This is a genomic window from Pseudomonas sp. NY15181 (genome assembly GCF_048068055.1).
In the GTDB taxonomy this organism is placed as follows: Bacteria; Pseudomonadota; Gammaproteobacteria; order Pseudomonadales; family Pseudomonadaceae; genus Pseudomonas.
Window position 1 is genome coordinate 335,345 of the sequence record NZ_JBLUPT010000001.1, and the last position, 25,295, is coordinate 360,639.

The following is a 25,295-nucleotide window of genomic DNA, read 5'->3' on the forward strand; positions in this document are numbered from 1 at the left end:
CCTGCGGTCCTGCGCGGCGGTGAATCGCACCGTTACGGCAGGCGCGCGATGGGCGTGATCTGTTTGGGATCGGTGCGCAGTTCGATCAGCGCCGGCTTGCCGCTGGCCTGGGCGCGTTCGAACGCGGCGGCGAAGTCCTCGGTGCGCTCGACGAGTTCGCCGTGGGCGCCGAAGGCCCGGGCGAGGGCGACGAAGTCGGGGTTGCGCAACTCGGTCGCGCTGATGCGTCCCGGGTACTCGCGCTCCTGGTGCATGCGGATGGTGCCGAGCATGCCGTTGTTGACCACGATGACCGTCAGCGCGGCGCCGTACTGCACGGCGGTCGCCAGCTCCTGCGGGTACATCATGAAGCAGCCGTCGCCGGCGAAGCACACCACGCTGCGCTGCGGGTCGCGCAGCTTCGCGGCGATCGCCGCCGGGAAGCCATAGCCCATGGCGCCGTTGGTGGGCGCGAGCTGGCTGCGCGGGCTGCGATAGCGATAGAAACGATGCACCCAGACGGCGTAGTTGCCGGCGCCATTGCTGATCACCGCGTCGTCGGGGAGGGTTTGAGCGAGGTACTCGACGACCCGCGCCAGGTCCACGCCCTGCGGCGGTTCGGGATTCTGCGGTGGCGTGGCGTAAGCGAGGTAGTCGGCGCGCGCGGCGGCGGTCCAGTCGGCCCACGGCGTTTCGGCGAGGGGGGCGAGGCTGGCCAGCGCTGCGGCGATCTCCGGCATACCGGACTCGATGGTCTGGTCAGCCTGGTAGACGCGGCCCAATTCGCTGGCATCGGCGTACACGTGAATCATGCCCTGCCGCGGACGCGGGCTCTGGATGAGGGTGTAGCCGGCAGTGGGCGTTTCGCTCAGGCGCGAGCCGAGCACCAGCAGCAGGTCGGCTTCCTGCACCCGCGCCGTGAGCTTGGGCGATGCGCCGAAGCCGAGCTGGCCGGCGTACTGCTCGTCGCGGTTGTCGATCAGGTCCTGGCGGCGGAACGAGGCCACCAGCGGCAGGCGGTTGGCACGGGCGAAGCGGCGAACCTGTTCGCAGGCCTCAAGGGTCCAGCCGGTGCCGCCGACGATCAGCAGCGGGCGCTTGGCCTGGCTCAGGCGCTTGCGCAGTTCGGCCAGGGCGTCAGCCCCCGGGGCCGCACGAGTGATCGGTGTCGGTGCCAGATCGGCGACCTGCGCGGAGCCGAACAGCACTTCCTCCGGCAGTCCGATCACCACCGGGCCGGGCCGTCCGGACTGGGCGACTCGGAAGGCACGGGCGACGATTTCCGGGATGCGGCGGATGTCGTCGATCTCCGTGGCCCACTTGGCCAGGCCGCCGAACATCTGCCGGTAGTCCACTTCCTGGAAGGCTTCGCGCCCCTTGAAGGCGCTTTCCACCTGGCCGATGAAGAGGATCATCGGCGTCGAATCCTGCATCGCGGTGTGCACGCCGTTGGCCGCATGGGTCGCGCCCGGCCCGCGGGTGACGAAGCAGATGCCGGGGAGGCCGGTCAGCTTGCCGTAGGCGTCGGCCATGTTCGAGGCGGCGCCTTCGTGGCGGGTGACGATGGTCTGGATGCCGCGAGCGTCGTGCAGGGCATCGAGCACCGGCAGGTAGCTTTCGCCGGGGATGCAGTAGACGGTGTCCACCGCATGCTGCTGCAGGGCATTGACGAGAATCTGGCCGCCGTTGCGGATGGGGAGGTCGGACATGGACTTCGGGCTCCTTGGGTGGTGCCGGTGCCGCTCCTGGTAGAGCGCCGACGAACCCCTGGAGCGGCCCGGCGTTGCGATCTTCGATGCAAAGCGCGGCGAGCGCCAAGTGACCATTCTTCGCGAGGTCATTCCGTGCCGGAATGACGCTGGCGACTTTCGGTTCGTTCGCGCGTGCAGTCGCGCAAAAGAGGGGCTCTATGAGGTGATGTGGCGTATTACGGTTGCTGCTGGCGCAATATGCGCAATTGCGCAAGCAGGGGAGGCACCTCATCGCAAACGATGCTCCACAGGGTATCGTTATCGATGCCCAGGTAGCCGTGGATCAGACGATTGCGAGTGGCGACCAGCATACGCCAGGGAATGTGCGAATGGGCTTGCCGCACATCTTGGGGAATGCGCGTTGCCGCTTCGCCGATTATTTCCAGATTGCGCAGGGTGGCGTCATAGACCAGTGCGTTGTCGACGAACGCTTGCTGGTCCAGCCCCGCGCAGTAGCCCAGGACTTTCTCCGCGCAGACCACCATGTCGTCGATATAGAAGTACCAGACTCGCTCCGGCCGTTCAGACATTCACTGCCTCCGCTTCGATGAAGGGGCGCAGTTCGGGGCGCAAGGCTTTTTCGGTCACCAGGTCGACATCGCTGCCCAGCAGGTCTTCGAGGAAAAACTGCACACCGAAGTAGCGTTCCGAAGTAGCGGGGCCGTCGAAGTCCACCAGAACGTCTATGTCGCTGTCGGGGCCGGCGGCGTCGCGCGCGGTGGAGCCGAACAGGGCGAGCCGGACCACGCCGAAGCGCTGAGACAGCTCGGGTTTGCAGCTTTCCAGCAGGGTCAGGACGTTTTCGCGATTCATGGCAGTGGCGCCGGGTCAGGGAATACGCCTGAAGGTAGCACAAGCGAAAAGCACAAGGCCCGCATTGGCGGGCCTTGTGGATGACGCTTACAGACTGGCGATCTTCTCGCGCTGCTGGATCAGGTTGGTTACCGCCTGCTCGGCTTCAGCCAGCTTGGCGCGTTCCTTCTCGATGACGTCGGCCGGGGCCTTGGCGACGAAGCCTTCGTTGGCGAGCTTGCCGCCCACGCGCTTGACTTCGCCTTCCAGGCGCTGGATTTCCTTGTCCAGGCGGGCCATCTCGGCAGCCTTGTCGATCAGGCCGGCCATCGGCACCAGCACCTGCAGGTCGCCGACCAGCGCGGTGGCGGACATTGGCGGTTCTTCGCCTTCGTCCAGCACGCGGATGGTCTCGAGCTTGGCCAGCTTCATCAGCAGCGGCTCGTTGTCGGCCAGGCGACGGTGGTCTTCGGGCGAGGCGTTGTTCAGCACCAGGTCGATGCGCTTGGCCATGGAGATGTTCATCTCGCCACGGATCTGGCGGATGCCCAGCATCAGGGCCTTGACCCACTCGATGTCGCCTTCTGCGGCGGCGTCGATCTTCGCCTCGTCGGCGATCGGCCAGGGTTGCAGCATCAGGGTGTCACCGCTCTTGGCCGCGGCACCTTTAATGCGCTGCCAGATTTCCTCGGTGATGAACGGCATGAACGGGTGCGCCAGGCGCAGTGCGGTTTCCAGCACGCGCGCCAGGGTGCGACGGGTGCCGCGCTGGCGTTCGATCGGCGCGTTCTCGTCCCACAGCACCGGCTTGACCAGTTCCAGGTACCAGGCGCAGTACTCGTCCCAGATGAACTCGTAGAGGGCCTGGGTGGCCAGGTCGAAGCGGAAGGCGTCCAGCTGGCGCGCGACTTCGATCTCGGTGCGCTGCAGGGCGGAGATGATCCAGCGGTCCACCGAGGACAGCTCGACCGGCTCGCCATTGACGCCGGTGTCCTTGCCATCGGTGTTCTCGATGACGAAGTTGGCGGCGTTCCACAGCTTGTTGCAGAAGTTGCGGTAGCCCTCGACGCGGCCCATGTCGAACTTGATGTCGCGACCGGTGGAAGCCAGCGAGCAGAAGGTGAAGCGCAGGGCGTCGGTGCCATAGCTGGCGATGCCTTCGGGGAACTCGGCCTTGGTCTGCTTGGCGATCTTCTCGGCGAGCTTGGGCTGCATCATGCCGCTGGTGCGTTTCTCCAGCAGCTCATCGAGGGTGATGCCGTCGACGATGTCCAGCGGGTCGAGCACGTTGCCCTTGGACTTGGACATCTTCTGGCCCTGGCCGTCGCGCACCAGACCGTGGACGTAGACGGTCTTGAACGGGATCTGCGCGGTGCCGTCGCCATTCTTGATCAGGTGCATGGTCAGCATGATCATGCGCGCAACCCAGAAGAAGATGATGTCGAAGCCGGTCACCAGCACGTCGGTGGGGTGGAAGGTCTTCAGGTATTCGGTCTGTTCCGGCCAGCCAAGGGTGGAGAAGGTCCACAGGCCCGAGCTGAACCAGGTGTCGAGGACGTCTTCGTCCTGGCGCAGGTTGGCGTCGCCCAGGTTGTGCTTGGCACGCACTTCGGCCTCGTTGCGGCCGACGTAGACGTTGCCGGCGTCGTCGTACCAGGCGGGGATGCGGTGGCCCCACCACAGCTGGCGGCTGATGCACCAGTCCTGGATGTCGCGCATCCAGCTGAAGTACATGTTCTCGTACTGCTTGGGCACGAACTGGATGCGGCCGTCTTCCACGGCGGCGATGGCGGGTTCGGCCAGCGGCTTGGTGGAGACGTACCACTGGTCGGTCAGCCAGGGCTCGATGACGGTGCCGGAGCGGTCGCCCTTGGGCACTTTCAGCGCGTGGTCGTCGATCTTTTCCAGGAAGCCGGCGGCTTCGAAGTCGGCGACGATCTGCTTGCGCGCGACGAAGCGGTCGAGACCGGCATAGGCGGCCGGCAGGCTGGCGTCGAAGTCGGGGTTGACGCTGCCGTCGAGTTTGAACACCTGGGCAGTGGCGAGCACGGCGGCGTTCTTGTCGAAGATGTTGATCAGCGGCAGGTCATGGCGCTTGCCGACTTCATAGTCGTTGAAGTCGTGGGCCGGGGTGATCTTCACGCAGCCGGTGCCGAACTCGCGGTCGACGTAGTCGTCGGCGATGATCGGGATGCGGCGGCCCACCAGCGGCAGGTCGACGAAGGTGCCGATCAGGGCGGCGTAACGCTCGTCTTCCGGGTGCACGGCGACCGCGCTGTCACCGAGCAGGGTTTCCGGACGGGTGGTGGCGACGACCAGGTGGTCCTTGCCGTCGGCAGTCTTGTGACCGTCGGCCAGCGGGTAGCGCAGGTGCCAGAGGTGGCCCTTTTCGTCATGGTTCTCCACTTCCAGGTCGGAAATGGCGGTGTGGAACTTGGTGTCCCAGTTGACCAGGCGCTTGCCGCGGTAGATCAGGCCGTCCTCGTGCAGGCGCACGAAGGCTTCCTTCACCGCTTCAGACAGGCCGTCGTCCATGGTGAAGCGCTCGCGCGACCAGTCCACGGAGGAACCCAGGCGGCGGATCTGGCGGGTGATGGTGCCGCCGGACTGGTCCTTCCACTCCCAGACCTTCTCCAGGAACTTCTCGCGGCCCAGGTCATGACGGGCGATGCCTTGGGCGGCCAGCTGGCGCTCCACCACCATCTGGGTGGCGATGCCGGCGTGGTCGGTGCCCGGCTGCCACAGGGTGTTGCGGCCCTGCATGCGGCGGTAGCGGATCAGCGCGTCCATGATGGCGTTGTTGAAGCCGTGACCCATGTGCAGGCTGCCGGTGACGTTCGGCGGCGGGATCATGATGGTGTACGGCTCGCCGGAACCTTGCGGGGCGAAATAGTTGTTCTGTTCCCACAGGGGGTACCAGTGGGATTCGATGGCGTGGGGCTGGTAGGTCTTGTCCATGAGCGCGGCGGGACCCTGATAAGGCTAGACGGAAAACCGGTGAGTATAACGGGGCGCGGGCCTTGCAGGCCACCGGGGCGGCAGGGCGCTTTCCAGGTGGCGTATCCGTAGGGCGTACAACCGTTCGCGGTTGTGCGCCAATACGCTTGGATTGTCGGCGGCGTCGAGGTCGAATTCGGCGTGCCCAGGGACCAAGGTCAATCGGCGTACAAGGCGGGGCGTTGGATCAACTCTTGCGCTGGGCCAGCAGGCGCTGCATCCGCGCTTCCAGGCGGCGCTGCAGTTCGGCCTCGATCTGCGGGGCGAAGTCGTCGATCACGTCCTGGAGGATCAATTGGGCGGCGGCGCGCAGCTCCAGGTCCAGGCGATTGAGCTCGCTGGCCTGGGGTGAGACTTTCGGCTCGGCAGGCTCGGCAGGCTCGGCAGCGGGCGGTTCCGGCGCGCGCGTCGCCGGGCTAACAACATCGGAGAGCAGCGGGATGTTGTCCGGCTCGAAGGATTCGGTGAGCAGCGGCGGCTCGGCGCCTGACTCGTCCAGCAGTTCCTGGATCGATTTCAGGTCTTCCAACAGGTGATCGGGGTCGTGCGGGGGCTTACGGCTGTCCATGGTCTTGGCTGGTGCGTTCTCAAGGGCGCGGCAGGCGATGGTCCTGCAAAGGATAGCCCTGCTCGCGGTAGCGGCGGAAATTCTCCCGCGCGGCCTGACGAATCGCCGGTTCTTCGATCACCAGTTCGGCGACCCGGTTGAAGTGGTCGACGAAGGTGGGAATGGCCAGGGTCAGGTTGATCAGCAGGTCCCGGTGGCTCTGGGGCGGCTCGCCCAGGGCGAGTACCACCGGCGAGTCGGCATCTTCTTCCACCGCATTGTGTGGGATGAAGGTTTCGCCCCGGAAGTTCCACAGCCGCGCATCCAGTGCTTCGCGCTGGGCCTCGTCGGCGCACAGCACGAAGATGCGCATGCCTTGCCGCCAGGCCTTTTCGGCCAGGCGGCAGGCGATGGTCAGGCGTGCGTCGGGATCGGCGCTGGGGATGACGTAGAAATCCACGCGCGTCATGCGTTCGATCCCATCGGCAGGTTGCACTGTGCCATTACTTTGCGCGGTCCAGTAGGTACTGGGTCAGCAGCGGAACCGGGCGGCCCGTGGCGCCCTTGTCCTTGCCGCCGCTGATCCAGGCGGTGCCGGCGATGTCCAGGTGCGCCCAGTGGTACTTCTTGGCGAAGCGCGACAGGAAGCAGCCGGCGGTGATGGTGCCGGCCTTCGGCCCGCCGATGTTGGCGATGTCGGCGAAGGGGCTGTCCAGCTGTTCCTGGTATTCGTCGAACAGCGGCAGCTGCCAGGCGCGGTCGTCGGCGACTTCACCGGCCTTGAGCAGTTGCTTGATCAGCGCGTCGTTGTTGCCCATCAGGCCCGAGGTGTTGGAGCCCAGGGCGACGATGCAGGCGCCGGTCAGGGTGGCGATGTCCACCACCGATTGCGGCTTGAAGCGCTCGACGTAGGTCAGCGCGTCGCACAGCACCAGGCGGCCTTCGGCGTCGGTGTTGAGGATTTCGACGGTCTGCCCGCTCATGGTGGTGACGATGTCGCCCGGACGGGTGGCGCCGCCGCTGGGCATGTTCTCGGCGCAGGCCATCACGCCCACCAGGTTGATCGGCAGCTGCAGTTCCAGCACGGCGCGGAAGGTGCCGAACACGGAGGCGGCGCCGCACATGTCGAACTTCATCTCGTCCATGCCCAGGCCGGGCTTGAGGCTGATGCCGCCGGTGTCGAAGGTGATGCCCTTGCCGACCAGGACGTGCGGAGCTTCGTCCTTCTTGCCGCCGTTGTACTGCAGCACGATCAGGCGCGGCGGCTGGTCGCTGCCCTGGGCGACGGCAAGGAAGGAGCCCATGCCCAGCTCGCGCAGTTTCTTCTCGTCGAGGACTTCGACCTTCAGGCCCTTGTATTCCTTGCCCAGCGCCTTGGCCTGTTCACCGAGGAAGGTCGGGTGGCAGAGGTTCGGCGGCAGGTTGCCCAGGTCGCGGGTCAGGGCCATGCCGTTGGCGATGGCCTGGGCCTCCTTGGCGCCCTGTTCGACGGCGGCGGCATCGGCCTTGTCGACCAGCAGGGTGATCTTTTTCAGTTTCGGCGCTTCGGCCTTCTGGCTCTTGAAACGGTCGAAGACGTAGGTGCCATCGGCCAGGGTCTCCACCTGCAGGCGCGCCTTGCCGTGGGCGTTGCGGCCTTTCACGGCGAGATCACCCAGGGCCAGCACGGCGTCGCCGCCGCCCAGGTTCTTCAGGGTGGCGAGGACCGAGGAAACCAGTTTGCGGTAGGCGCGGTCGGAGAGGTCGCGCTCCTTGCCGGCGCCGACCAGCAGCACGCGCTCGGCCTTAATGTTAGGTAAATCCTGCAGGAGTAGCGTCTGTCCAACCTTGCCCGCCAGGTCACCACGCTTGAGCAGGGTGCCGATGGCACCGCCGGTGACGTCGTCAACGGCCTTGGCGGTGGCGCCGAGCTTGCGGCCTTCGCCGACGGCGATGACCAGGGTGGCGGTTTTCAGGGTTTCCGGGCGTACGCTTTTTACAAGGAATTCCATGGCTTGGTGTCCCCAGGACAAAAGGCTCACGATGGCAAGGTGGTCCGCGAGGCTCAGGCAGACTGCGCAGTGACAGGCCTGGCGAATCGCAGGATAATGCCGGCTATTTTCGCTGGATCGCGCTCGCGCGGGCCGGCAAACGCTTCACGACGGCTAGTTTGAGCGTAGCCGCCTGAGCGTGACAACCCTGGAGTGTCCGGTTTGATTGTCTTCCGTTATCTGTCCCGTGAAGTGCTGATCACCATGAGCGCGGTGAGTGCCGTGCTGCTGGTCATCATCATGAGCGGCCGTTTCATCAAATACCTGGCGCAGGCCGCCCAAGGCATGCTCGATCCGGGCTCGCTGTTCATGATCATGGGCACGCGCCTGCCGGGCTTCCTCCAGTTGATCCTGCCGCTGGGGCTGTTCCTGGGCGTACTGCTGGCCTACGGGCGGCTGTACCTGGACAGCGAGATGACGGTGCTGACCGCCACTGGCATGAGCCAGCAGCGCCTGACGGCCTACACCCTGGCCCCGGCCTTGCTGGTGGCGCTGATCGTGGCCTGGCTGAGCCTGTGGGCGGCGCCGCAGGGCATCGCGCAGATGCAGCTGCTGCTGAACAAACAGGATGCGATGACCGAGTTCGATACCCTGGCGCCGGGGCGTTTCCAGTCGATGCGCGACGGCTCGCGGGTGACCTATACCGAGACCCTGGCCAATGAACGCACGCAACTGGGCGGGGTGTTCATTGCCGACAAGAATGCGCCGCGCAACGGCAAGGCGGGCAGCGCTTCGGTGCTGGTGGCCAGCAGTGGCGAGCAGCAGATCCACGCCGACGGCAGCCGCTACCTGATCCTCAAGGACGGCTATCGCTACGACGGCTTGCCGGGGCAGGCCGACTACCGGACGATCAAGTACGACACCTATGGTGTGTTGCTGCCCAAGCCGGAAGTCAGCAGTGAGATCGACGACCGCGATGCTGTGCCCACCAGCGAGCTGATCGGTAGCGATGACGTACGCATGAGGTCCGAGCTGCAATGGCGTCTTTCCATTCCGCTACTGGTCTTCGTGGTCACCGTGCTGGCGGTGCCGCTCTCGCGGGTGAATCCGCGTCAGGGCCGCTTCCTCAAGCTGCTGCCGGCTGTCCTGCTCTATATGGCCTATCTGGCGCTGCTGATCGCCGGCCGTGGCATGCTCGACAAGGGCAAGATTCCCCTCGCACTGGGCCTGTGGTGGATCCACGCACTGTTCCTGGCGATCGGATTGCTGCTGCTGTATTGGGAACCGCTGAGGCTCAAGTTGGCCGCTGCACGGGCGAATTCTGGGCGGGAGCCGAAGCATGCGTAAGCTGGACCGTTACATCGGCGTCACCGTTTTCCTCTCCATCCTTGCCGTGCTCGGGGTGATTCTCGGCCTGGCGGAGCTGTTCGCCTTCGTCGACCAGTTGAGCCAGATCAACGATACCTACACCCTCGTCGATGCCCTCAAGTTCGTGCTCCTCACCGCCCCCGGCCGCGCCTACGACATGCTGCCGATGGCCGCGCTGATCGGTTGCCTGGTGGGCCTCGGCAGCCTGGCCAGCAGCAGCGAACTGACCATCATGCGTGCCGCTGGCGTGTCGCTGCAGCGTATCGTCTGGGCGGTGATGAAGCCGATGCTGGTGCTGATGTTCGCCGGTATCCTGCTCGGCGAGTACGTGGTGCCCTACACCGAGACCCAGGCCCAGAACGACCGTGCCCTGGCCCAGAGCGACGGCGGGGTATTGAGTTCGCGCAACGGCCTGTGGCACCGCCAGGGCCATGAATTCATCCAGATCAACGTGGTGCGCTCCGACGGTGTGCTGCTGGGCGTGACCCGCTACAACTTCGACGATGCGCGCCGCCTGCAGACCTCCAGTTTCGCCAAGCGTGCGCGCTTCCGCGACAACCAGTGGGTGCTGGAGAACGTGACCACCACGGTACTGCACACGGATGAGAAGCGCAGCGAAGTGCGTGAGGCGAAATACGAGCCGTGGAATATCCAGCTCACTCCGCAACTGCTGAACACCGTCGTGACGGAGCCGGAGGCCCTGTCGATCAGTGGGCTGTGGGACTACATCCATTACCTGCAGGACCAGGGGCTGAGCGCCAACCGCTATTGGCTGGCGTTCTGGACCAAGATCATGCAGCCGTTGGTCACGGCGGCGCTGGTGCTGATGGCGATTTCCTTCATCTTCGGCCCCCTGCGCAGCGTGACGCTGGGGCAGCGTGTGTTCACCGGCGTGCTGGTGGGCTTCAGCTTCCGGATCGCCCAGGATCTGCTCGGCCCATCCAGCCAGGTGTTCAACTTCCCGCCGCTGCTGGCGGTGCTGGTGCCCGCGGCGATCTGTGCCTTCCTCGGCATGCTGTTGCTGCGACGGGCGGGGTGATCTGGGCCTGGTAGGACCGAGGGGGACGCCCAGTCCTTGCTCGCGAACCATCTCTGGCAGCGTTGCCGGCCCTGTTCGCGAGCAAGCTCGCTCCTGCGAAGACCACCAAAGACGAAAAAGCCCGCCAATTGGCGGGCTTTTTCATGGGCGGATGGGGATCAGCTTCGCCCCTGGGTCGCCTTGCGTACGTCCTTGGGGATCTGGATCACCACGCTTTCCGAGTAGCGGTCCTGCCAGGTGCGCTTGTCCTTGTCCCAGAGCATCCACAGGAAGCCCAGTCCCAGGCACGCCCAGGAACCAATGGAAATGACGAAGCGCAGCAATGCCTGGAGCAGGCTGATGCGCGAGCCGTTGGCGTTCTGCACGCGAATGCCCCAGACCTGCATGCCGAGGGTCTGGCCGCTGTGGGTCCAGAACTTGGCGAAGAAGGCGAACAGACTGATGAACAGCAGGCTGGACAGCAGCGGGTCGCCGATCAATCCGCCCTGGTCGGCCAACTGCTTGAGCTTCTCGCTGCCATAGATGATCCGCAGGAGGCCCTGCTGATAGATCAGGGTCACGACCATCATCAGGGCTACGCAGAGCAGGAAGTCATAGAACATGGCGGCGAAACGGCGGATGAGCGTGGCGGGCGGGAAGTTTCCCGCGGGCTGGAGCTGCGGTCTGGACATGGCGCCTTCTGGAACGAATCGTGGATCGGCAGGGCACTGCCCTGGATGAGTGGGGCGGGATTATACGGTTTCCGGCCACGTTCGGCCGATATCGAGCGGGCTCTGTTCTAAGCTGCACCCAAGACGCTTCCCCGGAGGCGAAGCGAAAGGTCGTACAGCAAGGAACAAGGATGCCGTTACGCAACTATGCCCGACGCCGGCTGGTGCCGCGATTGGTGTTTGCCCTGTCGATGGCGGTGCTGCCCCTGGCGCTGGGCAGCTCCATCATCTATTGGCAGGCCCTGCGCAGCCTGTCCGCAGAGGCGCGCACGGCATCCAACGAAGCGCTGCGCCTGTTCGATCTCATGCTGGGCAATGCCGAGGGGGCGGCCAGGGTAGCGCTCTCGCAGAAGGGGAAGCCCTGCAACGACTCGACCCTGGTACTGCGCGAGCAGGTGGCGGTGGTGCCCTTCGTGCGTACGGTCAACCTCACGCGGGGCGACACTATCTATTGCACCTCCTTGTTCGGTGACTTCAAGGCGCCGCTGGAGGGCTCTTCCTACGTGAATGGGCGCTTGCGCCTGATGGCGGGCAACCCGGTGACGCCCAATGTCGCTGTGCTGATCCTGCGCCAGGTCGCGGGTGAGTACGGCGCGTTGGCGACCATCGATGGGCGTTACCTGAGCAATACCCTGCAACTGGTGGATCAACGCAGCGACCTGCAGTTACAGGTTGGTGGGGCGTGGATGGATGAGGCGGGGCATGTCCATGCCGGGGAGCCCGACCCGTTGCCGATCGGCCATATACGCCTGCTCTCCGAACGCTACCCATACGCGGTGATAGGAGGATTTCCCGCAGGTTCTCAGTGGCTCCACATTCGCCAGGAGGCGCTGCCGCTTGCCGCCTTGCTACTGATGCTGGGGGCGGTCTCCGGGCTGGTCTGCTATTGGCTGTGGGGGCGCTCCGCGACGCCGAGCCTGGAGCTCGAACGGGCGCTGCTGGCTGGAGAGTTCATCCCCTACTTGCAGCCGTTGGTGGATGCGCACGATGGGCGTTGGGTCGGCGCGGAGGTATTGATGCGCTGGCAGCACCCGCGTGAAGGCATGGTCGGGCCGGACCTGTTCATCCCGATGGCCGAGCGTTCCGGCCTGATCGTACCGATGACCCGCGACCTGATGCGCCAGGTGGGGGAGGGGTTGGCTCCCCATGGCGCCTTGTTGGGGGAGGACTTTCACCTGGGGATCAATATCAGCGCCGTACATTGCAGCGAGGCGGGGCTACTCGAGGATTGCCAGAGCCTGCAGGCGAAGTTCCTGCCGTACCGACCGCGCCTGGTGCTGGAACTGACCGAACGGGAGCTGATCGCGGCCAGTGACGTCACTGACCAGTTGTTCGACCGTCTGGATGCCCAGGGTATCCAGTTGGCCCTCGACGATTTCGGCACGGGCAACTCGAGTCTGGCCTACCTGCACCGTTTCAAGGTGGATGCGCTGAAGATCGACAAGAGTTTCGTCGCGATGATCGGCGTGGACGCGCTTTCAGTGCGCATCCTCGACAGCATCGTCGAGCTGTGCGGCAAGCTGGACCTGATGATCATCGCCGAAGGGGTGGAAACCGAGGAGCAGCGGCGCTACCTGGCCGAGCGCCAGGTGGATGTGCTGCAGGGCTACTTGTTCGGCAGGCCGATGCCGTTGGATGCATTCGTGCAGGCGATGCGTGAGGAGGGCGGACGAGGCCGTTAATGATGGATGGGATTATTCTCGCTGGTACTGACGAGACCCCATGTATCCAGAGTCCGAGATCGGACTCTGTAACTTCGCCACTTTTCGCAATACATCGATGGAGCCTGTCCATCTGTGCGGAAGGAGAGGTGTTGCCCCGCGCTATGAAAGTCTTGAGGGGCCGCGAATCGCAGACAACAAAAAACCGGCTCTAAGGCCGGTTTTTAGTGGTGTCCTGACACTTTCTCGAAGTATCAGTGGTGCCCCGGGAGAGACTCGAACTCTCACTCTGTCGCCAGAAACGGATTTTGAATCCGCCGCGTCTACCGATTCCGCCACCGAGGCAATGGCGGCGGAGTATAGGGAGACGCTCTGCATCGGTCAATCCGCTCGATTGGTCAGAATTTGGCAATTCCAGTAATATATCCGGCCCTTCGAGATAGCTCCCCCTCATGCGCGTCGCTGACTTTCATTTCGATCTGCCCGAGGCGCTGATCGCCCGCCATCCGCTCGCCGAACGCCGCGCCAGCCGTCTGCTGGTGCTGGATGGTCCGAGCGGCGAGCTCAGCCATCGGCAATTCGCTGACATCCTCGGCTTCCTCAAGCCGGGTGACCTAATGGTGTTCAACAACACCCGGGTGATTCCTGCCCGCCTGTTCGGCCAGAAGGCTTCCGGCGGCAAGCTGGAAATCCTCGTGGAACGCGTGCTCGACAGCCATCGCGTGCTGGCTCACGTGCGCTCCAGCAAGTCGCCCAAGCCGGGTTCGAAGATTCTCATCGACGGTGGCGGCGAGGCCGAGATGCTGCAGCGCCATGACGCATTGTTCGAACTGGGCTTCAGCGAGGATGTGCTGCCGCTGCTGGAGCGCGTCGGTCACATGCCGCTGCCGCCCTATATCGACCGTCCGGACGACGAGGCCGACCGCGAGCGCTACCAGACCGTGTATGCCAAGCGTGCAGGTGCCGTAGCTGCGCCTACGGCCGGCTTGCACTTCGACGAGGCACTGCTGGAGTCGATCCGCGCCAAGGGTGTGGAAACCGCCTTCGTGACCCTGCATGTCGGCGCCGGCACCTTCCAGCCGGTGCGCGTGGAGCGCATCGAGGATCACCACATGCACCACGAGTGGCTGGAAGTCGGCCAGGACGTGGTCGACGCCGTGGCTGCCTGCAAGGCGCGCGGTGGTCGCGTAGTAGCCGTGGGCACCACCAGTGTGCGTTCGCTGGAGAGTGCCGCCCGCGACGGCGTGCTCAAGCCCTTCAGCGGCGACACCGACATCTTCATCTTCCCGGGGCGGCCCTTCCATGTGGTCGACGCCCTGGTCACCAATTTCCACCTGCCCGAATCCACGCTGCTGATGCTGGTTTCGGCCTTCGCCGGCTACCCGGAGACCATGGCCGCCTACGCGGCCGCGGTGGAACAGGGCTATCGCTTCTTCAGCTACGGCGATGCCATGTTCATCACCCGCAATCCGGCACCGCGCGGCCCCGAGGACTGATCCATGAGCTTCATGAAATTCGAACTGCTGGCCACCGAGGGCAAGGCCCGTCGCGGCCGCCTGACCTTCCCCCGCGGTGTGGTGGAAACCCCGGCGTTCATGCCGGTGGGCACCTACGGCACCGTGAAGGGCATGCTCCCGCATGATATCGAGGGCATCGGCGCGCAGATCATCCTCGGCAACACCTTCCACCTGTGGCTGCGCCCGGGCACCGAGGTGATCCAGAAGCACGGCGACCTGCATGACTTCATGCAGTGGAAAGGCCCGATCCTCACCGACTCCGGCGGCTTCCAGGTGTTCAGCCTGGGCGCGCTGCGCAAGATCAAGGAGGAGGGTGTTTACTTCGCCTCGCCCGTGGACGGCGCCAAGGTCTTCATGGGGCCGGAAGAGTCCATGGCGGTACAGCGCGCGCTGGGCTCGGACATCGTGATGATCTTCGACGAGTGCACGCCGTACCCGGCCGAGTTCGACGTGGCCAAGCGCTCCATGGAGCTCTCGCTGCGCTGGGCCAAGCGCTCGAAGATCGCCCATGGCGACAGCCCGTCGGCGCTGTTCGGCATCGTCCAGGGCGGCATGCACGAAGAGTTGCGCATGCGCTCGCTGGAAGGCCTGCAGGAAATCGGCTTCGACGGCCTGGCCATCGGCGGCCTGTCGGTGGGCGAGCCCAAGGAAGAGATGATCCGCGTTCTGGACTTCCTGCCGCCGCACATGCCGGCTGACAAACCTCGTTACCTGATGGGTGTGGGCAAGCCCGAGGACCTCGTGGAAGGTGTGCGCCGGGGCGTCGACATGTTCGACTGCGTCATGCCCACCCGCAACGCGCGCAACGGTCACCTTTTCGTCGACACCGGGGTGATCAAGATCCGCAATGCGGTGCACAAGCACGACGAATCGCCGCTGGACCCGACCTGCGATTGCTACACCTGCAAGCACTTCTCCCGCGCCTATCTCTACCACCTGGACAAGTGCGGCGAAATGCTCGGCAGCATGCTCAATACCATCCATAACTTGCGGCATTATCAGCGGCTTATGGCTGGTTTGCGCGAGGCAATCCAACAGGGTACATTGGCGAACTTTGTCGACGCCTTCTACGCCAAGCGCGGCCTTCCCACGCCGCCGCTGGCGGACTGACCCTTCATCGAAAAAGCTTTGTGACAGGAGTTTCCAATGAGCTTTCTAATTCCCGCTGCCTTCGCTGACGCTGCAGCCCCCGCCGCTGCCGCCGGCCCGGCTGGCACCGGCTTCGAGTGGGTGTTCCTGGTCGGTTTCCTGGTCATCTTCTACCTGATGATCTGGCGTCCCCAGGCCAAGCGTTCCAAGGAGCACAAGAACCTGATCGCCGGCCTGCAGAAGGGTGATGAAGTCGTCACTTCCGCGGGTATCGCCGGCAAGGTGACCAAGGTCGCTGACGATTTCGTCGTGGTCGAAGTCTCCGACAGCGTCGAGCTGAAGTTCCAGAAGGGCGCGATCGCCGCGACCCTGCCGAAAGGCACGCTGAAGGCCATCTGAGCCAACCAACAGAAACCCAATCGACGGGGCGCATGATGCGCCCCGCGTCATAACGGGCGGTGTCATGCTCAACAAGTATCCCCTGTGGAAGTATCTGCTGATCCTGGCGGTCCTGGCCGTCGGTTTCATCTATTCCGCACCCAACCTCTACCCGGATGACCCGGCCGTGCAGATCAGTGGTGCGAGCACCGCGCTGCAGGTGTCGCAGGCCGATCTGGACAAGGCCAGCAAGGCGCTGACCGATGCAGGCATCGCCGTCAAGGCGGGCTCCCTCGGCAAGAACAGCGGCCTGATCCGCCTGGCCAAGCAGGAAGACCAGCTGCCGGCCAAGGACATCGTCCGCCGCACGCTGGGCGACGACTACGTGGTGGCCCTGAACCTGGCGCAGACCACGCCGAACTGGCTGCGCAACATTGCCGCCCACCCGATGAAGCTGGGTCTGGATCTGTCCGGTGGTGTGCACTTCCTGCTGGAAGTGGACATGGACAAGGCCGTCGACGCCCGCATGAAGGTCTACGAAAGCGAAATCAAGAGCGCCCTGCGCAAGGAGCGCGTGCGCTACCGCAGCCTGCCGGCGCAGGACAGTGGCATCCAGCTGGGCTTCACCGAAGAGGCCGACCTGGACAAGGCCAAGTCCATCCTCGCCAAGGACTACCGCGATTTCGAAGTCACCCAGAGCGAGCGCACCGGCATGCAGGTGCTGCGCCTGGGCATGACCCCGGCGAAGCTGGCGGAAATCCGCGAGTACTCGATCAAGCAGAACCTCACCACCGTCCGCAACCGTGTGAACGAGCTGGGCGTTTCCGAGCCGCTGGTACAGCGCCAGGGCGCCAACCGCATCGTGGTCGAGCTGCCGGGCGTGCAGGACACCGCCGAAGCCAAGCGTATCCTCGGCAAGACCGCCAACCTGGAGTTCCGCCTGGCCGCCGAGCCGGATGCGATCAAGTCCGCCACCGAAACCTTCGAGTTCCGTGAGCCGCGCCGTCCGCCGGCGACCCTGGAGCGTGGCGTGATCATCACTGGTGACCAGGTCACCGACGCCAGCGCCAGCTTCGACGAGAACGGCCGCCCGCAGGTGAACATCCGCCTGGACGGCCACGGCGGCGAACTGATGAACCGCGCGACCCGCAACAACGTCGGCCGCAGCATGGCCGTGGTGTTCATCGAGCAGAAGCCGATCACCCGCTATGCCAAGCAGGTCGTCGACGGCGTCGAGCAGGAAGTCGCCGTTCCGGCGTTCAAGGAAGAGAAGAAGATCATCAGCCTGGCGACCATCCAGTCGCCGCTGGGCAACCAGTTCCGCATCACCGGCCTGGACGCTCCGGGCGAGTCCTCGGAACTGGCGCTGCTGCTGCGCGCCGGTGGTCTGGCCGCACCGATGTACTTCGCTGAAGAACGCACCATCGGCCCTAGCCTGGGTGCGGACAACATCGCCAAGGGTATCGATGCTTCCCTCTGGGGCATGGTCTTCGTGTCCCTGTTCATCATCGTGATCTACCGCTTCTTCGGCGTGATCGCCACCGTCGCCCTGGCCTTCAACATGGTCATGCTGGTGGCGCTGATGTCGATCCTCGGTGCGACCCTGACCCTGCCGGGTATCGCGGGTATCGTGCTGACCATGGGTATGGCGGTGGACGCCAACGTGCTGATCTTCTCGCGGATACGCGAGGAGCTGGCGGCGGGCATGTCCGTGCAGCGGGCGATCCATGAAGGCTTCAACCGCGCCTTCACCGCGATCCTCGACGCCAACCTGACCTCGCTGCTGGTCGGCGGCATCCTCTACGCCATGGGCACCGGCCCGGTGAAGGGCTTCGCCGTGACCATGTCCCTCGGCATTATCACCTCGATGTTCACGGCCATTCTGGTCACCCGTGCGATGGTCAACCTGATCTTCGGCGGTCGCGACTTCAAGAAGCTGTGGATCTAAGGGGCCTGAGATGAACATCAAGATCGGTACTATCAACTTCATGGGCGTTCGCAACATTGCGTTCGCCGGCACCCTGATCCTGACCCTGATCGCCCTCGGCAGCTGGTTCGTCAAGGGCATCAACTTCGGCCTCGACTTCACTGGCGGTACGTCGATCAAGCTGGCCTACGAGCAGCCTGCCGATCTCGCCAAGGTGCGTGAGCAGCTGGTTGCCGCCGGTTTCGGCGAGGCCGTGGTGCAGAGCTTCGGTGATACCCGCGACGTGCTGGTGCGTATGCCCAGCGAAGACCCGGAACTGGGCAAGAAGGTCGCCACTGCGCTGCAGAAGGCCGACGCTTCCAACCCGGCCAAGGTGAATGGCGTCGAGTATGTCGGCCCGCAGGTGGGTGAAGAGCTGCGCGACCAGGGCGGCCTCGGCATGCTCCTGGCGCTGGGCGGCATCCTGCTGTACGTCGGCTTCCGCTTCCAGTGGAAGTTTGCCCTGGGTGCGATCCTCTCGCTGATCCACGACGCCATCATCGTGATGGGCGTGCTGTCGTTCTTCCAGATCACCTTCGACCTGACCGTGCTGGCCGCGGTGCTGGCGGTGGTGGGTTACTCGCTGAACGACACCATCGTGATCTTCGACCGGGTGCGCGAGAACTTCCGCGTACTGCGCAAGGCCAGCCTGATCGAGAACATCAACATCTCGACCAGCCAGACCCTGCTGCGGACCATCGCCACCTCGGTGTCGACCCTGCTGGCCATCGCCGCGCTGCTGTTCTTCGGTGGCGACAACCTGTTCGGCTTCTCCATCGCCCTGTTCGTCGGTGTGATGGCAGGTACCTACTCGTCGATCTACATCGCCAACGTGGTGCTGATCTGGCTGAATCTGTCCAGCGAGGACCTGATTCCGCCGCCGAGCAAGGAAGCTGACGAACGCCCGTAATAGAGCGTTTCCAGGCCTCGCAGAAAACTCCCGCCACGGCGGGAGTTTTCGTTTGTCGGCTGTGCACTACGTATTTGCCGGAACTTTCTTACAATTCAAGCGCTCCAAGGCAAGGTAACGGGCAGAGCCCGAACGAGACGAAAGACCAGGAGGTTTATGTGAACAAGTCGTTGCTCATCGGTACCGTGCTGGGCGCTATAGGCGTGACTGCCGGTGGCGCCGTGGCCACTTACAAGCTGGTGGATCACGGACCGCAATATGCCGAAGTGCTCGCTGTCCAGCCGGTCAAGGAAACCATCAAGACGCCTCGCCAGGTCTGCAAGGACGTCGCGGTAACCCACCAGCGTCCTGTGAAGGACACCCACCAGATCGCCGGTACGGCGATCGGCGCCATCGCTGGCGGCCTGCTGGGCAACCAGATCGGCAGCGGCAACGGCCGGAAGATCGCCACCGTAGCGGGTGCCATCGGCGGTGGCTATGCCGGTAACAAGGTGCAGGAAGGCATGCAGGAGCGTGATACCTACACCACCAATGAAACCCGTTGCAGCACCGTCAACGACACCAGCGATAAGGTCGTCGGCTACGACGTGAAGTACCTGCTGGACGGCAAACCCGGCCAGGTCCGCATGGATCGCGATCCGGGCTCGCAGATTCCGGTCGACAAGAGCGGCCGCCTGATCCTGGGTCAGCAATAAGCATTCGCCAGGAGTGAAGGAAAAAGGCGCCCATCAGGGCGCCTTTTTCTTTTTGGGCTTTTCGCAGGAGCGAGCTTGCTCGCGAACTGCCCAGCACCGTAGCTCCGGAATGAAAAGCTTCGCGAGCAAGCTCGCTCCTACAAGGGTGGCGTACTCGCAGGTATAAAAAAGCCCGGCATTGCCGGGCTTTTTCATTCGAGGCTCAAACTCAGCGCTTGAGCGACGGCGGCAGGTGCGGCTGGATGCTGGTCAGCAGGGCCTTGAAGCACTTGGTGTTGCCGGCGACGATCTGGCCCTTCTCGAGGAACTCGTGACCGCCGGTGAAATCGCTTACCAGGCCGCCCGCTTCCTGGATCAGCAGGGCGCCCGCTGCCATGTCCCACTCGGACAGACCGAACTCCCAGAAGGCGTCGTAGCGGCCGGCGGCGACGTAGGCCAGGTCCAGGCTGGCGGCGCCGGCGCGGCGGATGCCGGCGGTCTGGCCGACAAGGCTGCGGAACATGCCCAGGTAGGCGTCCAGGTTGTCCATCTGGCTGTCGCGGAACGGGAAGCCGGTGCCCAGCAGGGCGCCTTCCAGGCTCTTGCGGTTGCTGACGCGCAGGCGACGGCCGTTCAGGGCGGCGCCACGGCCACGGCTTGCGGTGAATTCTTCCTGGCGGACCGGGTCGAGGACCACGGCGTGCTCGAGACGGCCGCGGTATTTGCAGGCGATGCTGATGGCGAAGTGCGGAACGCCGTGGATGAAGTTGGTGGTGCCGTCCAGCGGATCGATGATCCACAGGTAGTCGGCGCCTTCACCGCTGCCTTCCAGCATGCCGCCTTCTTCGCCCATGATCCCGTGGTTCGGGTAAGCCTTGCGCAGGGCGGTGGCGATGGAGAGCTCGGCGGCGCGATCGACTTCGGTGACGTAGTCCTTGGCTTCTTTTTCGTTGACCGAGAGGGTGTCCAGGCGTTCGATGGAGCGGAAGATCAGTTCACCGGCGCTGCGAGCGGCGCGCAGGGCGATATTCAGCATAGGCTGCATGGAGAGGTCACCTGGGTCGTTAAAGAAAGCCGGACATTCTAACAGAAAACCTTGGCACTCATAGAGCGACCTGTCGCCTGCGTGGCGCAAGACCCACCGCTGCGGTAGGATTCCCTCCCTTTTTTCGCTTTTGTGTGGAGTCGCTGGCGTTGCTCGACAGAATTCGCGTGGTACTGGTCAATACCAGTCACCCCGGCAATATCGGCGGTACGGCCCGTGCGATGAAGAACATGGGCCTGTCGCGCCTGGTGCTGGTCGATCCGATGGACTTCCCCAGTGGCGAGGCGCGCGCCCGTGCCTCCGGCGCTGATGACATCCTCGATGCGGCCGTGGTCGTGCCGACCCTGGAAGATGCCCTGGCCGGTTGCAGCCTGGTGCTCGGCACCAGTGCGCGCGACCGCCGCATTCCCTGGCCGCTGCTCGATCCCCGCGAGTGCGCCACCACCAGCCTGCAGCATGTGCAGCAGGGTGGCGAGGTCGCGCTGGTCTTCGGTCGCGAATACGCGGGCCTGACCAATGAGGAATTGCAGCGATGTCAATTCCATGTGCATATCCCGGCCAATCCCGAGTTCAGCTCGCTGAACCTGGCGACGGCGGTGCAGGTGCTGGTCTACGAAGTGCGCATGGCCTGGTTGGCCGCACAAGGCCAGCCGACCAAGCAGGAGAAGGTGGAGTCCACCGCGATGCTCAACAGCATTCCGGTGACGTCGGATGAGCTGGAGCGCTTCTACGCGCACCTGGAATCGACGCTGGTGGATATCCAGTTTCTCGACCCGCAGAAGCCGCGCCACCTGATGTCGCGCCTGCGCCGCCTGTACGGCCGCAGCGGCGTCAGCAAGCTGGAGATGAATATCCTGCGGGGTATTCTGACCGAAACACAGAAGGCTGCCCGTGGGGAGCTTTCCAAGCGGAGTGATGAAGATGTTTGAGCGTGTGCGCGAAGATATCCAGAGCGTATTCCATCGTGACCCGGCGGCGCGCAACGCCTTCGAGGTGCTCACCTGCTATCCGGGGCTGCATGCAGTATGGCTGCATCGTCTGGCCCATGCCCTGTGGGCGTCCGGCTGGAAGTGGCTGGCGCGCATGGTGTCCAATTTCGGTCGCTGGATGACCGGCATCGAGATCCATCCCGGCGCGAAGATCGGTCGGCGCTTCTTCATCGACCACGGCATGGGCATCGTCATTGGCGAGACCGCCGAGATTGGTGACGACGTGACCATCTACCAGGGCGTGACCCTGGGCGGCACCAGCTGGAACAAGGGCAAGCGTCACCCGACCCTGGCCGATGGCGTGGTGGTGGGGGCGGGTGCCAAGGTGCTCGGCCCGTTCACCGTGGGCGCCGGCGCCAAGGTCGGTTCCAATGCCGTGGTGACCAAGGAAGTTCCGCCGGGTGCGACCGTGGTCGGCATCCCGGGTCGGATCATCATGAAGGACGACGCCGAGCAGCAGGCCAAGCGCCAGGCGATGGCCGAGAAACTTGGCTTCGATGCCTACGGCGTCGGTCAGGACATGCCGGACCCCGTGGCGCGCGCCATCGGTCAGTTGCTCGATCACCTGCAGGCGGTCGATGGTCGACTCGAGGGGATGTGCAAGGCGCTGACGGCTCTAGGTAGCGACTATTGCGCGAAAGATCTGCCGGCGCTGCGTGAAGAGGACTTCGCCGGCGTGAAGGACATCGAGGACAGCAAGTCGGCGCAGTGATGCGCCGACGCTGGCTCTCTGTTAAAATGCGCCGCCGTTCGCTGGTTAATTCCGACTAAAGTAATAGGGCTTATAGTTGACCTAAATAGTCGGAAAAGAGCATACTCCCCCACACCAGCGATTCTTCCGGATTTCCCCATGCGATTGACCACCAAAGGCCGCTATGCCGTCACCGCCATGCTCGATCTGGCGTTGCACGCCCAGCGTGGCCCGGTTTCTCTCGCCGATATTTCCGAGCGCCAGGGTATCTCCCTGTCCTACCTGGAACAGCTGTTCGCCAAGTTGCGCCGTGGCAACCTGGTGGTCAGCGTGCGCGGTCCGGGCGGCGGCTACCAGCTGTCCCGGGACATGACCGGCATCCATGTCGCCCAGGTGATCGATGCGGTCAACGAATCGGTGGACGCTACCCGTTGCCAGGGGCAGGGTGACTGCCACTCCGGCGATACCTGCCTGACCCACCACCTGTGGTGCGACCTCAGTCAGCAGATTCACGAGTTCCTCAGCGGCATCAGCCTGGCCGACCTGGTCGAGCGCCGCGAAGTTCAAGAGGTGGCCCAGCGCCAGGACGAGCGCCGCTGCTCGGGCAGCAAGACGCCGCGCCTCGACAAGATTGAAGCGTCCGCCATCGATTGAGCGAACGCCCGCCTGTAGGAGTTACCTGATGAAATTGCCGATTTACCTCGACTACTCCGCCACAACCCCGGTGGACCCGCGTGTCGCTCAGAAAATGGCTGACTGCCTCCTGGTAGATGGCAATTTCGGCAACCCGGCTTCGCGCTCCCACGTCTTTGGCTGGAAGGCCGAGGAAGCGGCTGAGAACGCCCGTCGCCAGGTCGCTGAGCTGGTCAATGCCGACCCCCGCGAGATCGTCTGGACTTCCGGTGCCACCGAGTCCGACAACCTGGCGATCAAGGGTGTCGCGCACTTCTACGCCACCAAGGGCAAGCACATCGTCACCTCGAAGATCGAGCACAAGGCGGTCCTGGATACCTGCCGCCAGCTGGAACGCGAAGGCTTCGAGATCACCTACCTGGAACCGACTCCCGAGGGCATCATCACCCCGGCGATGGTCGAGTCCGCCCTGCGTGAGGACACCATCCTGGTGTCGGTCATGCACGTGAACAATGAAGTCGGCAGCGTCAACGACATCGCCGCCATTGGTGAGCTGACCCGCTCCCGCGGCATCCTGCTGCACGTCGACGCCGCCCAGTCGGCCGGCAAGATCGACATCGACCTTGAGAAGCTCAAGGTCGACCTGATGTCCTTCTCCGCCCACAAGGTCTACGGTCCCAAGGGCATGGGCGCCCTGTACGTGCGCCGCAAGCCGCGCGTACGCCTGGAAGCCCAGATGCACGGTGGCGGTCATGAGCGCGGCATGCGTTCGGGCACCCTGGCGACCCACCAGATCGTCGGCATGGGCGAAGCCTTCCGCATCGCCAAGGAAGAAATGCACCAGGAAATGGCCCGTATCGAAGGCCTGCGCAAGCGCTTCTTCGAGCAGGTCCAGGGCCTGGAAGAGCTGTACGTCAACGGCAGCGCCACTTCCTACGCGCCGAACATCCTCAACGTCAGCTTCAACTACGTCGAGGGCGAGTCGCTGATGATGTCGCTCAAGGATCTGGCCGTATCGTCCGGTTCCGCCTGCACCTCGGCCTCGCTGGAGCCGTCCTATGTGCTCCGCGCCCTGGGTCGCAACGACGAACTGGCGCACAGCTCCATCCGTTTCAGCTTCGGCCGCTTCACCACTGAAGAAGAGGTCGACTATGCCGCCAATAAGGTGGTGGAAGCCGTTTCCAAGCTGCGTGAACTCTCGCCGCTGTGGGATATGTTCAAAGAGGGTGTCGACCTGTCCAAGGTCGAATGGCAGGCCCACTGACCCGCCCCATAGAAGTGAGGATTAGCCATGGCTTACAGTGACAAGGTCATCGACCACTACGAAAATCCGCGCAACGTCGGCAAGCTCAATGCCGAGGATCCGGACGTCGGCACCGGCATGGTCGGCGCGCCGGCCTGCGGCGACGTGATGCGCCTGCAGATCAAGGTCAACGAGCAGGGCGTCATCGAAGACGCCAAGTTCAAGACCTATGGTTGCGGCTCGGCCATCGCCTCCAGCTCCCTCGCCACCGAGTGGATGAAGGGCAAGACCCTGGACGAGGCCGAATCCATCAAGAACACCACTATCGCCGAAGAGCTGGCTCTGCCGCCGGTGAAGATCCACTGCTCGGTGCTCGCCGAGGACGCCATCAAGGCGGCCGTGCGCGACTACAAGCAGAAGAAAGGTCTTCTCTGAATCGCGATTCGTTGAGTAAGGAGTTCCCATGGCCATCAGCATGACCGAATCCGCCGCCAATCACGTTCGCCGCTCCCTCGAAGGGCGCGGCAAGGGCGAGGGTATTCGTCTTGGCGTGCGCACCACCGGGTGTTCCGGCCTGGCCTACGTGCTGGAGTTCGTCGACGAACTGGCAGCCGAGGACCAGGTGTTCGAGAGCCACGGCGTGAAGGTCATCATCGACCCGAAAAGCCTGGTCTACCTCGACGGCACCGAGTTGGACTTCACCAAGGAAGGCCTCAACGAGGGCTTCAAGTTCAACAACCCGAACGTGCGCGGTGAGTGTGGCTGCGGCGAAAGCTTCAACGTCTGAGGCCGGGTGTGGGTAGTCCCTGTCACTTTGCGCTGTTCGACCTGCAGCCGGACTTCCGGGTCGATCTGGAAGCCCTTGGCAACCGCTACCGCGAGCTGGTGCGCAACGTCCATCCGGATCGTTTCGCCGATGCTTCCGAGCGCGAGCAGCGACTGGCGCTGGAAAAGGCCGCCGAACTCAACGACGCGTACCAGACGCTCAAGAGCGCTCCGCGCCGTGCCCTCTACCTGCTGGCCCTGCGCGGCAATGCCTTGCCACTGGAAGCCACGGTGCAGGACCCGGAGTTCCTCCTGCAGCAGATGCGTCTGCGCGAGGAGGTGGAGGACCTGCAGGACAGCGCCGATCTCGATGGCGTGGCGTACTTCAAGAGCCAGCTGAAAGCGGCCCAGCAGCAGCTGGACTCGGAGTTCGCCGACTGCTGGGATGACGCCGACCGCCGCGAGCTGGCCGAGCGCCTGGTGCGGCGCATGCAGTTCCTCGACAAGCTGGCGCAGGAAGTGCGGCAGCTCGAAGAGCGACTCGACGATTAATTCGCGCGGCCCGCGCCGCGCCCGATAAG

Annotated in this window: 25 protein-coding genes and 1 tRNA gene; 16 read left to right on the forward strand and 10 right to left on the reverse strand. The window is 64.2% G+C overall.

The window, feature by feature from the left end; all coding sequences use genetic code 11:
* Positions 1-32: 32 nt before the first annotated feature.
* The 7 genes from ACNFBT_RS01555 to ACNFBT_RS01585 form a co-directional block, all read right to left on the reverse strand.
* Positions 33-1,688 (reverse strand): thiamine pyrophosphate-binding protein, encoded by a 1,656-nt coding sequence (locus ACNFBT_RS01555; RefSeq protein ID WP_416745842.1) that lies wholly within the window; start codon positions 1,686-1,688, stop codon positions 33-35.
* A 218-nt stretch (positions 1,689-1,906) separates the two neighbouring features.
* Entirely contained in the window at positions 1,907-2,260 is a 354-nt protein-coding gene (locus ACNFBT_RS01560) for a DUF86 domain-containing protein (RefSeq protein WP_416745843.1), read from the reverse strand.
* Positions 2,253-2,543 carry a nucleotidyltransferase family protein gene (locus ACNFBT_RS01565; protein WP_416745845.1) on the reverse strand — a complete coding sequence of 97 codons (291 nt, stop codon included), beginning with the start codon at positions 2,541-2,543 and terminating at the stop codon, positions 2,253-2,255. Before ACNFBT_RS01565 ends, ACNFBT_RS01560 begins: the two co-directional genes overlap by 8 nt.
* 87 nt (positions 2,544-2,630) lie before the next feature.
* Positions 2,631-5,480 (reverse strand): valine--tRNA ligase, encoded by a 2,850-nt coding sequence (locus ACNFBT_RS01570; RefSeq protein ID WP_416745847.1) that lies wholly within the window; start codon positions 5,478-5,480, stop codon positions 2,631-2,633.
* A gap of 226 nt (positions 5,481-5,706) precedes the next feature.
* Positions 5,707-6,087 carry a DNA polymerase III subunit chi gene (locus ACNFBT_RS01575; RefSeq protein ID WP_416745849.1) on the reverse strand — a complete coding sequence of 127 codons (381 nt, stop codon included), beginning with the start codon at positions 6,085-6,087 and terminating at the stop codon, positions 5,707-5,709.
* Positions 6,088-6,106: 19 nt separating this feature from the next.
* Positions 6,107-6,535: a DNA polymerase III subunit chi gene (locus tag ACNFBT_RS01580; RefSeq protein WP_416745851.1), complete on the reverse strand. Its 429-nt coding sequence runs from the start codon at positions 6,533-6,535 to the stop codon at positions 6,107-6,109.
* Positions 6,536-6,569: 34 nt separating this feature from the next.
* Positions 6,570-8,057, reverse strand: a complete 1,488-nt coding sequence (locus ACNFBT_RS01585; RefSeq protein ID WP_416745852.1) for a leucyl aminopeptidase — start codon at positions 8,055-8,057, stop codon at positions 6,570-6,572.
* A gap of 201 nt (positions 8,058-8,258) precedes the next feature.
* Between ACNFBT_RS01585 and lptF the strand changes: the two genes are divergently transcribed.
* Together lptF and lptG are read left to right on the forward strand one after the other, a co-directional pair.
* A complete protein-coding gene (gene lptF / locus ACNFBT_RS01590; protein WP_416745854.1) occupies positions 8,259-9,383 on the forward strand; it encodes an LPS export ABC transporter permease LptF in 1,125 nt (374 codons plus the stop codon).
* Entirely contained in the window at positions 9,376-10,443 is a 1,068-nt protein-coding gene (gene lptG / locus ACNFBT_RS01595) for an LPS export ABC transporter permease LptG (RefSeq protein WP_416745856.1), read from the forward strand. The genes lptF and lptG overlap by 8 nt, the downstream gene beginning before the upstream one ends.
* Before the next feature lie 158 nt (positions 10,444-10,601).
* Here lptG and ACNFBT_RS01600 read toward each other — a convergent pair whose 3' ends face one another.
* A complete protein-coding gene (locus ACNFBT_RS01600; protein WP_416745857.1) occupies positions 10,602-11,114 on the reverse strand; it encodes an RDD family protein in 513 nt (170 codons plus the stop codon).
* Positions 11,115-11,284: 170 nt separating this feature from the next.
* Here ACNFBT_RS01600 and ACNFBT_RS01605 point away from each other — a divergent pair, with 170 nt between their 5' ends.
* The gene (locus ACNFBT_RS01605) at positions 11,285-12,835 is read left to right on the forward strand and encodes an EAL domain-containing protein (protein ID WP_416745859.1); all 1,551 of its coding nucleotides are present in this window, start codon (positions 11,285-11,287) and stop codon (positions 12,833-12,835) included.
* 237 nt (positions 12,836-13,072) lie between these two features.
* Here ACNFBT_RS01605 and ACNFBT_RS01610 read toward each other — a convergent pair.
* Positions 13,073-13,159 (reverse strand) — tRNA-Leu (locus ACNFBT_RS01610).
* A gap of 107 nt (positions 13,160-13,266) precedes the next feature.
* Here ACNFBT_RS01610 and queA point away from each other — a divergent pair.
* From queA to ACNFBT_RS01640, 6 genes are all read left to right on the forward strand, one after another.
* Entirely contained in the window at positions 13,267-14,310 is a 1,044-nt protein-coding gene (queA, locus tag ACNFBT_RS01615) for a tRNA preQ1(34) S-adenosylmethionine ribosyltransferase-isomerase QueA (protein WP_416745861.1), read from the forward strand.
* A gap of 12 nt (positions 14,311-14,322) precedes the next feature.
* Positions 14,323-15,441 (forward strand): tRNA guanosine(34) transglycosylase Tgt, encoded by a 1,119-nt coding sequence (tgt, locus tag ACNFBT_RS01620; protein WP_275611997.1) that lies wholly within the window; start codon positions 14,323-14,325, stop codon positions 15,439-15,441.
* Positions 15,442-15,477: 36 nt separating this feature from the next.
* Positions 15,478-15,819, forward strand: a complete 342-nt coding sequence (yajC, locus tag ACNFBT_RS01625; protein WP_152225372.1) for a preprotein translocase subunit YajC — start codon at positions 15,478-15,480, stop codon at positions 15,817-15,819.
* A gap of 64 nt (positions 15,820-15,883) precedes the next feature.
* The gene (gene secD, locus ACNFBT_RS01630; RefSeq protein WP_416745864.1) at positions 15,884-17,746 is read left to right on the forward strand and encodes a protein translocase subunit SecD; all 1,863 of its coding nucleotides are present in this window, start codon (positions 15,884-15,886) and stop codon (positions 17,744-17,746) included.
* A 10-nt stretch (positions 17,747-17,756) separates the two neighbouring features.
* A complete protein-coding gene (gene secF / locus ACNFBT_RS01635) occupies positions 17,757-18,674 on the forward strand; it encodes a protein translocase subunit SecF (protein WP_416745866.1) in 918 nt (305 codons plus the stop codon).
* 158 nt (positions 18,675-18,832) lie between these two features.
* Positions 18,833-19,369 carry a glycine zipper 2TM domain-containing protein gene (locus tag ACNFBT_RS01640; RefSeq protein ID WP_416745868.1) on the forward strand — a complete coding sequence of 179 codons (537 nt, stop codon included), beginning with the start codon at positions 18,833-18,835 and terminating at the stop codon, positions 19,367-19,369.
* 208 nt (positions 19,370-19,577) lie between these two features.
* Here ACNFBT_RS01640 and suhB read toward each other — a convergent pair whose 3' ends face one another.
* Positions 19,578-20,393 carry an inositol-phosphate phosphatase gene (gene suhB, locus ACNFBT_RS01645; RefSeq protein WP_416745870.1) on the reverse strand — a complete coding sequence of 272 codons (816 nt, stop codon included), beginning with the start codon at positions 20,391-20,393 and terminating at the stop codon, positions 19,578-19,580.
* 149 nt (positions 20,394-20,542) lie between these two features.
* On the opposite strand from suhB, the gene trmJ reads away from it, so the two are divergent.
* The 7 genes from trmJ to hscB all read left to right on the forward strand — a co-directional run bounded on the left by trmJ (position 20,543) and on the right by hscB (position 25,266).
* Entirely contained in the window at positions 20,543-21,322 is a 780-nt protein-coding gene (trmJ, locus tag ACNFBT_RS01650) for a tRNA (cytosine(32)/uridine(32)-2'-O)-methyltransferase TrmJ (RefSeq protein WP_343577652.1), read from the forward strand.
* Positions 21,315-22,094: a serine O-acetyltransferase gene (gene cysE, locus ACNFBT_RS01655; RefSeq protein ID WP_416745872.1), complete on the forward strand. Its 780-nt coding sequence runs from the start codon at positions 21,315-21,317 to the stop codon at positions 22,092-22,094. The genes trmJ and cysE overlap by 8 nt, the downstream gene beginning before the upstream one ends.
* A 138-nt stretch (positions 22,095-22,232) precedes the next feature.
* A complete protein-coding gene (gene iscR / locus ACNFBT_RS01660; protein ID WP_152225360.1) occupies positions 22,233-22,727 on the forward strand; it encodes a Fe-S cluster assembly transcriptional regulator IscR in 495 nt (164 codons plus the stop codon).
* A gap of 28 nt (positions 22,728-22,755) precedes the next feature.
* Complete coding sequence (locus ACNFBT_RS01665; RefSeq protein WP_331319152.1) at positions 22,756-23,970, forward strand: IscS subfamily cysteine desulfurase; 1,215 nt, start codon at positions 22,756-22,758, stop codon at positions 23,968-23,970.
* Positions 23,971-23,997: 27 nt separating this feature from the next.
* Positions 23,998-24,384, forward strand: coding sequence for a Fe-S cluster assembly scaffold IscU (gene iscU, locus ACNFBT_RS01670; protein WP_015478505.1), 387 nt, complete (start codon positions 23,998-24,000; stop codon positions 24,382-24,384).
* Between the two features lie 28 nt (positions 24,385-24,412).
* On the forward strand, positions 24,413-24,736 hold the full coding sequence (gene iscA, locus ACNFBT_RS01675; RefSeq protein ID WP_017522292.1) for an iron-sulfur cluster assembly protein IscA: 324 nt from the start codon (positions 24,413-24,415) through the stop codon (positions 24,734-24,736).
* Between the two features lie 8 nt (positions 24,737-24,744).
* Entirely contained in the window at positions 24,745-25,266 is a 522-nt protein-coding gene (gene hscB / locus ACNFBT_RS01680; RefSeq protein WP_416745876.1) for a co-chaperone HscB, read from the forward strand.
* The last annotated feature ends 29 nt before the right edge of the window (positions 25,267-25,295 follow it).

Bases quoted from the DNA above. Each gene is read 5' to 3' on its own strand.
- ACNFBT_RS01555 (WP_416745842.1), bottom strand. From the start codon at position 1,688: ATGTCCGACCTCCCCATCCGCAACGGCGGCCAGATTCTCGTCAATGCC.
- ACNFBT_RS01560 (WP_416745843.1), bottom strand. From the start codon at position 2,260: ATGTCTGAACGGCCGGAGCGAGTCTGGTACTTCTATATCGACGACATG.
- ACNFBT_RS01565 (WP_416745845.1), bottom strand. From the start codon at position 2,543: ATGAATCGCGAAAACGTCCTGACCCTGCTGGAAAGCTGCAAACCCGAG.
- ACNFBT_RS01570 (WP_416745847.1), bottom strand. From the start codon at position 5,480: ATGGACAAGACCTACCAGCCCCACGCCATCGAATCCCACTGGTACCCC.
- ACNFBT_RS01575 (WP_416745849.1), bottom strand. From the start codon at position 6,087: ATGGACAGCCGTAAGCCCCCGCACGACCCCGATCACCTGTTGGAAGAC.
- ACNFBT_RS01580 (WP_416745851.1), bottom strand. From the start codon at position 6,535: ATGACGCGCGTGGATTTCTACGTCATCCCCAGCGCCGATCCCGACGCA.
- ACNFBT_RS01585 (WP_416745852.1), bottom strand. From the start codon at position 8,057: ATGGAATTCCTTGTAAAAAGCGTACGCCCGGAAACCCTGAAAACCGCC.
- lptG (WP_416745856.1), top strand. From the start codon at position 9,376: ATGCGTAAGCTGGACCGTTACATCGGCGTCACCGTTTTCCTCTCCATC.
- ACNFBT_RS01600 (WP_416745857.1), bottom strand. From the start codon at position 11,114: ATGTCCAGACCGCAGCTCCAGCCCGCGGGAAACTTCCCGCCCGCCACG.
- ACNFBT_RS01605 (WP_416745859.1), top strand. From the start codon at position 11,285: ATGCCGTTACGCAACTATGCCCGACGCCGGCTGGTGCCGCGATTGGTG.
- queA (WP_416745861.1), top strand. From the start codon at position 13,267: ATGCGCGTCGCTGACTTTCATTTCGATCTGCCCGAGGCGCTGATCGCC.
- tgt (WP_275611997.1), top strand. From the start codon at position 14,323: ATGAAATTCGAACTGCTGGCCACCGAGGGCAAGGCCCGTCGCGGCCGC.
- yajC (WP_152225372.1), top strand. From the start codon at position 15,478: ATGAGCTTTCTAATTCCCGCTGCCTTCGCTGACGCTGCAGCCCCCGCC.
- secD (WP_416745864.1), top strand. From the start codon at position 15,884: ATGCTCAACAAGTATCCCCTGTGGAAGTATCTGCTGATCCTGGCGGTC.
- secF (WP_416745866.1), top strand. From the start codon at position 17,757: ATGAACATCAAGATCGGTACTATCAACTTCATGGGCGTTCGCAACATT.
- suhB (WP_416745870.1), bottom strand. From the start codon at position 20,393: ATGCAGCCTATGCTGAATATCGCCCTGCGCGCCGCTCGCAGCGCCGGT.
- cysE (WP_416745872.1), top strand. From the start codon at position 21,315: ATGTTTGAGCGTGTGCGCGAAGATATCCAGAGCGTATTCCATCGTGAC.
- iscR (WP_152225360.1), top strand. From the start codon at position 22,233: ATGCGATTGACCACCAAAGGCCGCTATGCCGTCACCGCCATGCTCGAT.
- ACNFBT_RS01665 (WP_331319152.1), top strand. From the start codon at position 22,756: ATGAAATTGCCGATTTACCTCGACTACTCCGCCACAACCCCGGTGGAC.
- iscU (WP_015478505.1), top strand. From the start codon at position 23,998: ATGGCTTACAGTGACAAGGTCATCGACCACTACGAAAATCCGCGCAAC.
- iscA (WP_017522292.1), top strand. From the start codon at position 24,413: ATGGCCATCAGCATGACCGAATCCGCCGCCAATCACGTTCGCCGCTCC.